An 11,621-nucleotide genomic window follows, 5' to 3' on the forward strand; every position below is an offset into this window, starting at 1 on the left:
GATTGTCGTAACACACATAAAAAAGGTCGCTTTGGCGGCCTTTTTTAATGCCTTGTAGATGCGATTTTATATCGCGACCAGTGAAAATACCGTTCTCCATTAAAAGTACTTCTTTTGCCTCATTAACGTTTATAACGAATAACCTGATAATACTCCAATATTTGGCTCTGGCGGCTTAAACTCCATATTCTCACCATATAATCTCCCTAATTTATATTCTGATATCCAGCCACCAGTTACGTAAAAATTTGGTTAATTACGTAAAGGTGTGCACAATAAGCTCATATAAAACCTAAAACTAGGGAGTATAAAGATGTTAGGTCTTTCAGCTCGAACAATTTCCACTGTGCTCAGTATTACAATGTCGCTATGTACCTTTGCAAGTTTTGCTAATGTAGATAAAGACAGATCCTATATTTTGGCAACAGCCTCATCTGGTGGCACTTTTTACCCAGTAGGCGTCGCAATTGCGACACTAACTAAGCTAAAAGTCACACCGCAGCATGGCATGAGTGTCTCGGCCATTACCTCTGCTGGTTCTGGTGATAACCTTAAACTCATGCGTAATAAAGAAGCTGAACTGGCAATTCTACAGGGCCTTTATGGTGCATGGGCGACGCAGGGGACGGGCGCAATGGCAACCGTTGGCAAACAAGATTATCTACGTTCTGTAACGATGTTGTGGCAAAACGTAGAGCACTTTGTCATTGCTAAGAAATATGCCACAACTGGTAATGTCTCTGATTTAAAAAACCTATATTCACAGGGGTTTGGCATTGGTAAGCGTAACTCTGGAACGGAAGGATCTGGAAAGCATATTATGGCAGCACTGGGCGTTGAGAGTGACAAATTCACTTTGGTGCATAAAGGTTATGCGGGCTCTTCTAGCGCTCTACAAAATGGTCAAATTGCGGGAATGAATATTCCGGCAGGAGTACCTGTCAGCGCTATTACAAGTGCTTATGCAGCCGATGCCAATGGCATCACTGTGCTGGATTTCACTGATGAGCAGCTAAATAAAGTCAACGCTGAGGTAGAACTATGGTCACGCTTCGAGATCCCAGCTAACACCTACCCCGGCCAGACTAACGCAATCAAAACGATTGCGCAGCCAAACTTTCTTGCTGCACATAAAGACATGAGTGAGGAGGATGTATACCTTCTCACTAAGGCAATTTATGAAAATTTAGTTTTCCTTCAAACCATTCATAAAGCGACTAAAGCCATGGCGATAGAAAAGGCACTTATTGGACTGCCTGCCAAGCTACATCCTGGTGCGCTGAAGTACTACAGAGAAATAGGTATTGCTGTACCTGATCATCTGCAGTAATGCCTTCAATTTAGCAAAACGGGATGATATCTATCAATGAGTAATATCAGTAGTGAGCAGAATGCGTCACTAGCATCAACGTCCACAGCAGCTCGTAATAGGGTCGCTTTTTATTTAGCGATACTCACGAGTCTGTTGCACCTCTATTTTAACTTGGTCGCCACTTGGCCGGATAACTATATTTCAGCCATTCATTTCATGCTATTTGGTAGCATTATCTTGCTCACCTTGCCACTTAGAGTTGGCAAATTAGCAGTGCTTTCTAGCGTTATTGATATCGGGCTGTTTATCGGTTTAACCGTGAGCTGTGGCTATCTTGTTCTGTACAGTGATGCGTTGGCTGCGCGTAATTATGAATTTGCTACGGCTGACTGGATAGCATCTTCCACCGCTGTACTCCTCGCGCTTGAGTTGGTCCGGCGCTGTATGGGCTGGTTTATCCCGATGATGATCCTACTGGCGATGAGTTATGTACTGTTTTTGGGACAGTATATCGATGGCGTGTTTCATTTTGCGGGTTTAAGCGCAGAAACTATTTTGTTTCGCAATTACTTTGATGACGGCTTGTTTGGACCTATTGCTAAAATTTCTTGGACGTTTGTTTTTATGTTTATCCTGTTTGGCGCATTTCTAGTCCAAGCAGGAACAGGGGATTTTATCATTCGCTTTGCCAATGCGCTTGTTGGTCGCATGGTTGGCGGACAAGGACTTGTTGCTGTTGTGAGCTCGGGTATGATGGGCTCTGTGTCGGGCTCTGCTATCGCGAATACAGCGGCGACTGGGGTGATCACCATTCCATTAATGAAGAAAGCTGGCTTTCCTGCAAAGTTTGCGGCAGCAGTTGAAGCCGGAGCATCGACTGGAGGTCAGCTGATCCCGCCGATTATGGGGGCAGGTGTATTTGTGATGGCCTCTTATACTCAAATTCCTTATCTGACGATAATTGCGGCGGCCTTTGTTCCCGCTCTGCTTTATTTCGCATCTATCGCCATCTTTGTACGTATTCAAGCTAAGCGTTTGAACATCCAGCCAGCATTAGAGTCAGAGCAATTGAGTGCTTGGCAAGAGCTGAAGTCTGGTTGGCATCATTTATTACCTATCGTGTTGCTCGTAACATTGATGATTTATGGCTTTACGCCAACTTATGCAGTCAGTATTGCGACGCTCAGTGTGTGTCTATTTTCTTTGTTTTCACATTCGCCGATGAAGTGGTCAAAGGTTTTGGCTGCGCTTGCAAATGCAACTGAAAACAGCGCTAAGACAGCAATATTATTGGTGGCCATTGGCATGCTGGTGAATTGTATTTCGATCAGCTCCTTAGGGGTTACTTTTTCTCTAATGATAAATGAATGGGCGGGAGCAAGCTTGATACTGTTGTTGGTATTGATTGCATTGGCCTCGCTAATTATCGGTATGGGACTGCCTGTTACGGCATCATATATTGTGTTGGCAACGCTTTCTGCACCGGCTTTGTATGGCTTGATCAGCCAGTCAGCACTGGTAGAGATCATAGTAAATGGTCAACTCAATGACACTGCGACGATGATGATGAGTATGATGGCACCAGCACTAGGTGAGATATATAACCAGCCAAATATTACAGCGGCTCAAGTGTTTACTATTTTGGCAAGCTTGCGCCAGAGGCTATTGATATTATTCGCAGTAGCCAATTTGATGCCACGCATTTGGCCATGATGCTACTTTCTGCCCATATGATTATTTTTTGGTTATCGCAAGATAGCAATGTGACACCGCCGGTATGCTTGGTCGCTTTTACCGCCGCGGGAATTGCCAAAACACCGCCGATGGCAACAGGAATAGAAGCATGGAAAACGGCCAAAGCGCTATACATCGTTCCCTTACTGTTTGCTTATACGCCGTTTATCGGGGGGAGTAATTTCGAGATCATGCAGGTTTTTTTCACCGCGCTTGTGGGGATGTACGCTTTGGCAGCAGCGATATATGGCTATGCGGAGGCGAAGCTCAATAAACCTATCAGGATGGTGTTAGCACTTTTAGGTATCGCTTTAGTTTGGCCGCATCAAATAATCTCTGTAGATATTGCAGCGGCACTATGTGTTGTTGCTGTTGTTATAAAGCAAGTGATAGATAATCGTCTAACTTAAGCTTTGCTATGCTCCATAAAGTAGGCCCCTAAATTGGGGCCTTTTGATATTAAACGATATGTTGGATAGACTGATGTATTCGAGCAGGTAGCAGGGCTTTTAAATACTGCTCTAAGATATGCAGTGATTCTGTGCCACGAATGCCAGCAGCTTCATCTTGCTCTATAAAGCCTTGCTCTTTTAGGCTAGTGACAAATGCACTGAGTACTTTTTTATCAAAAAACTCAGGGCTTTTGATGCCATGCAAAGTTCCTAGTCGGTCAGCAAGAAGTGCACTTTCTTTTTCAAGCTCGCTACGACTTAATCCTTGATGACGCTTAACGAGGTTAATCGTAATTGCATAGCGCTCAAGCGTTAAGTGAATCACTTTACCTAGCATTTCTAATTGTGCCAATGCGCTACCATCTTTGTTAACTGAGGCAAGGTGACCATCAAAGGTGATCAGATCCTTAGCCGCAAAGTATTCGAAAATAGACTCTATATATCCTGTCTTAAGATCTGTTAAGAACCACTCTTTTGCAAACAAGGGATACAACAGCGCTACCTCTTTACGGCACTCATCAACAGTCAAGCTGTAGCGGTTGAAGAGCTGTTGAGCGATTAAGCTTGGTACGGCAAACAGGTGCAGAATATTGTTACGGTAATAATTAAGCAGAGCGCGTTCTTTTTCCTTAACACTAATGATGCTGCCGAAACTGTCTTCAATAATATCGAACTTATCAAGCTTAAGTGCATGATCGAGTAAGCCCTCAGAGCTCGAATCTGGCACCGTCGCATTGTCGTGATAAGGTGCATGTCTGTGTAGTCCAAGATACAAATCGAGCTGTTGTAGCAGTTGTGATTTAGGCAATGCAAATTGCTCGTTACTCAGCAAAATTGTCGCAAGCAAATTAACTGAGTTCAGTGCTGCTGAGTTATTTATCTCAGTCATGATGACATCAGCGAGATCGGCAACTTGCTTGTTCAGCCAAGCAGGTTTTTGAGTTTCGGTGGGGTGGATAGAATCACGCCAATCTGGTTGATGCTCATTTAAAAATTGGTTGACTGATATCGGATCGCCAAAATTTAAATACCCTCTACCATAGTTTTTAAGGTTCTTAATCGCCTTAAAAATACCAAAGATAGACTCATTTTTCTTACTGTTACCAGCCAGCTCTTTGAGGTAAGTGTTGATCTCCATAACATGTTCATAACCGAGGTAAACAGGCACCAGTGAGATAGGCCTGTCTATGCCACGCAACATAGATTGTAGTGTCATTGCCAACATACCCGTTTTTGGTGGTAAAAGGCGACCGGTACGACTGCGACCGCCTTCGGTATAAAACTTAACAGAATACCCTTTGATAAATAACTGACTCAAATACTCCTTGAATACCGCGGAATAGAGTTTGTTACCAGAGAAGGAGCGGCGAATAAAGAAGGCGCCACTACGACGGAAAATCGGCCCCGCAGGGAAAAAGTTGAGATTAACGCCAGCTGCGATGTGCGGTGGTACCAAACCCTGATGGTAAATCACATAAGTGAGAAGCAAGTAATCCATATGGCTACGATGACATGGCACGTAAATGATCTCATGTCCTTTGTCCGCAAGCGCTTGTACTTTGTCTGAGTTATTAACTTCAATACCATTATAAAGCTTGTTCCACAGCCAAGTTAGGGCTCTATCAGCCACGCGTACCATGGCGTCTGAATAGTTTGCGGCTATTTCGTCTAATAACCTAAGTGCTTGTAGCCTTGCTTCTTCCTGACTTAGACCTTTTGCCTTTGCTTCGTCAGCAATAGCTTTTTTAATGCTTTGTGACGCTAAGATAGAATTAAATAGCTGTTCACGTGATGGCAATTTGGGACCCGTTGCAGCCAACTTTTGACGGCGGAAATGCACGCGTGCAACGCGCAGCAGCTTATGTGGTAGCTCCTCAACGTCTGCTTTATCGTTTAACAATTGATTAAGTTCAATCGGGCGGGAAAATCGAACAAAGTTATCCCGGCCTGAAAACAAGATCACAAAGCATTTGCGCAGCCAGCTCGGTGTTAATGAGTTGGATAATAAGGTTCCCACACCTGGCTTTTCTTTACCTGGATTACGACCCCACAATATGGTGACCGGAATAACCTGCGCATCGGTATTGTCATCATCTTTTAGCGCTTCAAAAATCGCTTTGCTATGTTCAAGTGCATCACTTGGTTTATGACTATTACCAAAGACACTTGGCGGAGTCTGGATCCCAACAAAACGATTGAGCTCTTTATTGCCAATTCGCGCTTTTTGAGACGGTCTTGGTAAACCAAGCTTTTTACACATAACGTCTAGCGCGACCATGTCTGATACCGAGTCGAGTCTCGCTACATAAAATGTGGGAATGCTGGGATCTAGCTCGTAATCCTCAATGGGATGCTCTGGCAATACTTTACTTTTAACAAAAAGCCAGTTGCTACAGCGAGCGATGGTTGTAAGCAAATAAGAAAAAATCTGCATGGGAATACCGAACAATTATCATTAGCCATAGAATACCAAGATTTAACTGGACTGACCATTTACAAAGGCGTCATCCATGTTTTCTTGTCGCAATATTTCACTATTGAAGGTTAACAGAAGCGAATGCTTGAGTAGAGTGAATTTTGTTCTATGTGCTTTGTGTGAGTGAAATATTATGTATGTTCAATGCACTGTATCTGCGTGACAGCGTCTACGGATCCCAACGATAAAATTACTTTGTATTAGTTGTTGCATTTATCACCAATATCACTATAATATGCAGACTTTCTTGACCATAGTGTCTAGAAAAGTAAATGAAAGGTCTGGATTTCAGGCCCTATGAACAGGAACTCCAATTGTGAGTTCAATGGTAGAAATAAATTAACAACCGACTTCTCAGGAATTATTGAGCTAGTCTCGGTCGTTTTTTTATGCTCTTTTTAAATGCTCTTTTTATTTTGAGGTTTAAGAATGTCAAATCAACGCATTCGTATTCGCCTAAAAGCTTTTGACCACCGTTTGATTGACCAATCAACGGCGGAAATCGTGGAAACAGCGAAGCGCACTGGTGCACAGGTTCGTGGTCCAATCCCACTACCTACGCGCAAAGAACGTTTCACAGTATTGATCTCTCCGCACGTAAACAAAGACGCGCGTGATCAGTATGAAATCCGCACCCACAAACGTCTGATCGACATCGTAGAACCAACTGACAAGACTGTAGACGCTCTAATGCGCCTAGACCTTGCTGCTGGTGTTGATGTTCAAATCAGCCTGGGTTAATCGGAAGATTAGAGAGGTTTTAGGAAAATGGCATTAGGTCTAGTCGGTCGTAAAGTGGGTATGACACGTATCTTCACTGAAGATGGTGTATCTATCCCTGTGACAGTTATCGAAGCGACTCCTAACCGTGTTACGCAGATCAAATCTGACGCAACTGACGGTTATAACGCGCTTCAAGTTACTGCAGGCGAGAAAAAAGCAAGCCGTGTAAACAAACCAGCAGCGGGTCACTTCGCTAAAGCTGGCGTTGAAGCGGGTCGCGGCCTGTGGGAATTCCGTCTTAACGGCGGTGAAGGTGAATTTGAAGTAGGTTCAGAGCTAACTGTTGAACTTTTCACTGAAGTGAAAAAAGTAGACGTTACTGGTACTTCAAAAGGTAAAGGTTTCCAAGGTGGTGTTAAGCGCTGGAACTTCAGCATGCAAGACGCAACTCACGGTAACTCTCTATCTCACCGTGCTCCTGGTTCAATCGGTCAAAACCAGTCTCCTGGTAAAGTTTTCAAAGGTAAGAAAATGGCCGGTCAAATGGGTAATGTTCGTTCAACGACACAGAACCTTGAACTAGTACGTGTTGACGCAGAGCGTAACTTGCTTTTAGTTAAAGGTGCAGTACCTGGCGCTATCGGCGGTGACGTTATCGTTAAACCAGCTGTTAAAGCATAAGTCCTGGAGATTTAGTGATGGAATTAGCAATTAAAGGCGCTGGCGCGCTTGAAGTTTCCGAAGCTACTTTTGGACGTGAGTTTAACGAAGCATTAGTACACCAAGTAGTTGTTGCTTATGCAGCAGGTGCTCGTCAAGGTACTAAAGCTCAACTGACACGTTCTGAAGTACGCGGTGGTGGTAAGAAACCATTCCGCCAAAAAGGTACTGGCCGTGCACGTGCTGGTACAATCCGCAGCCCAATCTGGCGCAGCGGTGGTGTGAGCTTTGCAGCTAAGCCGCAAGATCACAGCCAAAAAGTTAACCGTAAGATGTATCGCGGTGCGATCAAGAGCATTCTTTCTGAGCTTGTTCGTCAAGATCGTCTAGTAGTTGTTGAAAACTTTGGTCTAGAAGCACCAAAGACTAAAGAACTAGTAGCTAAGCTTAAAGAACTTGAGCTTAAAGACGTACTAATCGTGACTGAAGAAGTAGATGAGAATCTATTCCTTTCTGCACGTAACCTGTACAAGGTTGACACGCGTGACGTAGCTGGCATCGACCCAGTAAGCCTAATCGCTTTCGATAAGGTTCTGATTACTGCTGCTGCTGTTAAGCAACTTGAGGAGGCGCTAGCATGATCCGTGAAGAACGTCTTTTAAAAGTAATCCTTGCTCCACACATCTCTGAGAAGAGCACTGTATCTGCTGAAGAAAACAACACTATCGTTTTCAAAGTAGCTAAAGATGCAAACAAAGCAGAAATTAAAGCTGCTATTGAAAAGCTTTTCGAAGTAGAAGTAACTGGTGTTCGCACTCTAAATGTTAAGGGTAAGACAAAGCGTACTGGTATGCGTTTTGGCCGTCGTAGCGATTGGAAAAAAGCATACGTTACTCTTAAAGAAGGTAGCGAGCTAGACTTTGTCGGCGGCGCCGAGTAATAAGGGGAGTTAGAATTATGGCACTTCAAAAGTGTAAACCAACTTCTGCGGGTCGTCGTCACGTCGTTAAAGTGGTTAACCCTGATCTACACAAGGGTAAGCCTTACGCTCCGCTACTAGAGAAAAACTCTAAATCAGGCGGTCGTAACAACAACGGTCGTATCACGGTTCGTCACATCGGTGGTGGTCATAAGCAACACTACCGTGTAATCGACTTTACACGCACAAAAGATGGCATTCCAGCTAAAGTTGAGCGTCTAGAGTACGATCCAAACCGTAGCGCAAACATCGCTCTTGTATTATATGCAGACGGTGAGCGTCGTTACATTATTGCACCTAAGGGTCTTAAAGCAGGTGATGCAATCCAATCTGGTGTTGATGCACCAATCAAGGTTGGTAACACACTACCTATGCGTAACATCCCTGTAGGTTCTACTGTACACAACGTTGAACTTAAACCTGGCAAAGGTGCGCAAATTGCACGTTCTGCTGGTGCTTACGTACAGATCCTTGCTCGTGAAGGTCAATACGTAACACTACGTCTTCGCTCTGGCGAAGTTCGTAAGGTTGAGTCTGATTGTCGTGCGACTCTTGGCGAAGTAGGTAACGCAGAACACATGCTACGTTCACTAGGTAAAGCTGGTGCAAATCGTTGGCGTGGTATCCGTCCTACAGTTCGTGGTGTTGCCATGAACCCGATTGACCACCCACACGGTGGTGGTGAAGGTCGTACTTCTGGTGGTCGTCACCCTGTATCTCCATGGGGCGTACCTACTAAAGGTTACAAGACTCGTAAGAACAAGCGTACTGATAAGTTTATCGTACGTCGTCGTACTAAATAATAGTTGAGGAATTGCCATGCCACGTTCTCTCAAGAAAGGTCCATTTATTGACCTACACTTGCTGAAGAAGGTAGAGAAAGCGTTGGAAAGCGGTGACAAGAAGCCAATTAAAACTTGGAGCCGTCGTTCAATGATCATACCTAACATGATCGGATTGACCATCGCTGTCCATAATGGTCGTCAGCACGTTCCTGTGTTCATCACAGACGAAATGATCGGTCACAAACTAGGTGAATTTGCACCTACACGTACTTACCGCGGTCACGCTGCGGATAAGAAAGCTAAGAAGCGTTAATCGGAGGGTATGATGGAAGCATTAGCTAAACACAAATTCGCCTCTGGTTCGGCGCAGAAAGCACGTCTAGTGGCAGATCAGATCCGTGGACTTCCGGTTGATCGCGCGCTAGAAATCCTGGCGTACAGCCCGAAGAAAGCGGCTGTATTAGTTAAGAAAGTACTTGAGTCTGCTATCGCGAACGCGGAGCACAACGAAGGTGCTGACATTGATGAGCTTAAAGTGGCTAAAGTATTTGTAGACGAAGGTCCTACAATGAAACGTATTATGCCACGTGCTAAAGGACGCGCAGACCGCATCCTTAAGCGTACAAGCCACATCACTGTTGTGGTATCGGATAGCTAGGAGATATAAGTAATGGGACAAAAAGTTCATCCTACTGGTATTCGCCTAGGTATCTCAAAGCCTTGGGTATCTACTTGGTACGCGAATACAAAAGATTTCTCTGAACAGCTTTTTGGCGATCACAAAGTACGTCAATACCTTACTAAGGAATTGAAAAGTGCTTCTGTAGCTAAGATCGTTATCGAGCGTCCAGCTAAATCAATCCGTGTAACAATTCACACAGCTCGTCCTGGTGTTGTTATCGGTAAAAAAGGTGAAGATGTTGAAAAGCTTCGCCAAGCTGTAACTAAGCTTGCTGGTGTACCTGCGCAAATCAACATCGCAGAAGTACGCAAGCCAGAGCTAGATGCACAATTAGTTGCTGACGGTATTTCTTCTCAGCTAGAGCGTCGTGTTATGTTCCGTCGTGCTATGAAGCGCGCAGTACAGAACGCAATGCGTCTAGGTGCTAAGGGTATCAAAGTTGAAGTAAGCGGCCGTCTAGGCGGTGCTGAAATCGCACGTTCTGAGTGGTACCGTGAAGGTCGTGTACCTCTACACACTCTACGTGCTGATATCGACTACGCAACTTCAGAAGCTTTGACCACTTACGGTATCATCGGTGTTAAGGTTTGGATCTTCAAAGGCGAAGTAATTGGTGGTCTTCCACTAGTTCAAGAGCAAGAGAAGCCAGCTAAACGTGCGCCGAAGAAAGCTAAAAAAAGTGCTAAGTAAGAGGTAGCGACTAATGTTACAGCCAAAACGTACAAAATTCCGTAAGGTACACAAAGGCCGCAACCGTGGTCTGGCTACCAGCGGTAACAAAGTTAGCTTCGGTTCTTTCGGCTTGAAAGCGACTGGCCGTGGCCGTATGACTGCTCGTCAAATCGAAGCAGCTCGTCGTGCTATGACACGTCACGTCAAGCGTCAAGGTAAAATCTGGATCCGTGTATTCCCAGATAAGCCAATTACAGAGAAACCGCTTGAAGTTCGTATGGGTAAAGGTAAAGGTTCTGTTGAATACTGGGTTGCTGAAATTCAGCCTGGTAAAGTACTTTACGAGATGGAAGGTGTTTCAGAAGAGCTTGCTCGTGAAGCATTCGACCTAGCTGCTCGTAAATTACCTTTCAAAACAACATTTGTAACTCGGACGGTAATGTAATGAAAGCTAGCGAACTTAAAGACAAAAGCGTAGAAGAGCTAAATGCTGAACTTCTAGAGCTTCTTCGTGAGCAGTTCAACCTGCGCATGCAAGCGAGCACTGGTCAGCTAGCTCAAACTCACGAGCTTAAGAAAGTACGTCGCAATATTGCGCGTGTGAAAACGGTTATCAACCAGAAGGCAGGTGCATAATGAGCGATAAGATCCGTACTGTACAAGGTCGTGTAATTAGCGACAAAATGGACAAGTCAATCGTTGTTGCTATCGAGCGTCAGGTTAAACACCCGATCTACGGTAAGTTCATCAAGCGTACAACTAAGTTGCACGCACACGATGAAAACAACACAGCACTAGCAGGTGACGTCGTGACTATTCGCGAATGTGCGCCAATCTCTAAGAAAAAATCTTGGACGCTAGTTGACGTGATTGAACGTCCTAAGAAAGCTTAATTTTAGTTTTTAACTAAATTAGACTTTTATAAAGCCCCGGCATTAGCTGGGGCTTTTGCGTTTCTGGATAATTTTTATAAATAGCTATCGAGCGTCAGATTAATACCAATTGTATTAGGTAAATGAGCAATTTGAAGCGGAGAAATAGCTTTAGTAGCTAGGCAAAAATTTTGCTATTTAGTTGTTCTAAATGAGAAATTTTTAACGACGCTAATATGGTATTTCACCCTTCAAATTGATTGGAGACTTAGTG

General features: G+C 44.2%; 15 protein-coding genes. 14 read left to right on the plus strand and 1 reads right to left on the minus strand.

What is annotated here, in order from left to right:
- Positions 1-313 precede the first annotated feature (313 nt).
- Genes DRB05_RS00400 through DRB05_RS22870 form a run of 3 tightly spaced genes read left to right on the plus strand, consistent with a single transcriptional unit; the run spans position 314 to position 3,456 of the window.
- Positions 314-1,330, plus strand: coding sequence for a TAXI family TRAP transporter solute-binding subunit (locus tag DRB05_RS00400; protein ID WP_128725196.1), 1,017 nt, complete (start codon positions 314-316; stop codon positions 1,328-1,330).
- Between the two features lie 36 nt (positions 1,331-1,366).
- Positions 1,367-3,025 carry a TRAP transporter fused permease subunit gene (locus DRB05_RS00405; RefSeq protein ID WP_240036180.1) on the plus strand — a complete coding sequence of 553 codons (1,659 nt, stop codon included), beginning with the start codon at positions 1,367-1,369 and terminating at the stop codon, positions 3,023-3,025.
- Positions 3,022-3,456: a hypothetical protein gene (locus DRB05_RS22870; RefSeq protein ID WP_240036181.1), complete on the plus strand. Its 435-nt coding sequence runs from the start codon at positions 3,022-3,024 to the stop codon at positions 3,454-3,456. The genes DRB05_RS00405 and DRB05_RS22870 overlap by 4 nt, the downstream gene beginning before the upstream one ends.
- Positions 3,457-3,505: 49 nt before the next feature.
- On the opposite strand, the gene plsB is transcribed toward DRB05_RS22870, so the two are convergent.
- Complete coding sequence (gene plsB / locus DRB05_RS00410; protein WP_128725197.1) at positions 3,506-5,932, minus strand: glycerol-3-phosphate 1-O-acyltransferase PlsB; 2,427 nt, start codon at positions 5,930-5,932, stop codon at positions 3,506-3,508.
- 471 nt (positions 5,933-6,403) lie between these two features.
- On the opposite strand from plsB, the gene rpsJ reads away from it, so the two are divergent.
- From rpsJ to rpsQ, 11 genes are read left to right on the plus strand one after another with little or no spacing between them, the layout of a single operon-like run.
- The gene (gene rpsJ / locus DRB05_RS00415; protein WP_010376390.1) at positions 6,404-6,715 is read left to right on the plus strand and encodes a 30S ribosomal protein S10; all 312 of its coding nucleotides are present in this window, start codon (positions 6,404-6,406) and stop codon (positions 6,713-6,715) included.
- A gap of 27 nt (positions 6,716-6,742) precedes the next feature.
- On the plus strand, positions 6,743-7,378 hold the full coding sequence (gene rplC / locus DRB05_RS00420; protein ID WP_010376387.1) for a 50S ribosomal protein L3: 636 nt from the start codon (positions 6,743-6,745) through the stop codon (positions 7,376-7,378).
- Positions 7,379-7,395: 17 nt separating this feature from the next.
- A complete protein-coding gene (gene rplD / locus DRB05_RS00425; RefSeq protein WP_088529602.1) occupies positions 7,396-7,998 on the plus strand; it encodes a 50S ribosomal protein L4 in 603 nt (200 codons plus the stop codon).
- A complete protein-coding gene (rplW, locus tag DRB05_RS00430) occupies positions 7,995-8,297 on the plus strand; it encodes a 50S ribosomal protein L23 (protein WP_095728987.1) in 303 nt (100 codons plus the stop codon). Before rplD ends, rplW begins: the two co-directional genes overlap by 4 nt.
- A 17-nt stretch (positions 8,298-8,314) precedes the next feature.
- Entirely contained in the window at positions 8,315-9,139 is an 825-nt protein-coding gene (gene rplB / locus DRB05_RS00435) for a 50S ribosomal protein L2 (protein ID WP_010607737.1), read from the plus strand.
- A gap of 16 nt (positions 9,140-9,155) precedes the next feature.
- A complete protein-coding gene (rpsS, locus tag DRB05_RS00440) occupies positions 9,156-9,434 on the plus strand; it encodes a 30S ribosomal protein S19 (protein ID WP_010376377.1) in 279 nt (92 codons plus the stop codon).
- A 12-nt stretch (positions 9,435-9,446) separates the two neighbouring features.
- The gene (rplV, locus tag DRB05_RS00445) at positions 9,447-9,779 is read left to right on the plus strand and encodes a 50S ribosomal protein L22 (RefSeq protein WP_010376375.1); all 333 of its coding nucleotides are present in this window, start codon (positions 9,447-9,449) and stop codon (positions 9,777-9,779) included.
- A 12-nt stretch (positions 9,780-9,791) separates the two neighbouring features.
- Positions 9,792-10,493 (plus strand): 30S ribosomal protein S3, encoded by a 702-nt coding sequence (gene rpsC, locus DRB05_RS00450; RefSeq protein WP_010376374.1) that lies wholly within the window; start codon positions 9,792-9,794, stop codon positions 10,491-10,493.
- A 13-nt stretch (positions 10,494-10,506) separates the two neighbouring features.
- A complete protein-coding gene (rplP, locus tag DRB05_RS00455; RefSeq protein WP_010376373.1) occupies positions 10,507-10,920 on the plus strand; it encodes a 50S ribosomal protein L16 in 414 nt (137 codons plus the stop codon).
- The gene (gene rpmC, locus DRB05_RS00460; protein ID WP_010376372.1) at positions 10,920-11,111 is read left to right on the plus strand and encodes a 50S ribosomal protein L29; all 192 of its coding nucleotides are present in this window, start codon (positions 10,920-10,922) and stop codon (positions 11,109-11,111) included. Before rplP ends, rpmC begins: the two co-directional genes overlap by 1 nt.
- Positions 11,111-11,368, plus strand: coding sequence for a 30S ribosomal protein S17 (gene rpsQ / locus DRB05_RS00465; RefSeq protein WP_010607740.1), 258 nt, complete (start codon positions 11,111-11,113; stop codon positions 11,366-11,368). The genes rpmC and rpsQ overlap by 1 nt, the downstream gene beginning before the upstream one ends.
- Positions 11,369-11,621 lie beyond the last annotated feature (253 nt).

Source organism: Pseudoalteromonas sp. A757, from assembly GCF_004103285.1.
GTDB classification, from domain to species: Bacteria; Pseudomonadota; Gammaproteobacteria; order Enterobacterales; family Alteromonadaceae; genus Pseudoalteromonas; species Pseudoalteromonas galatheae.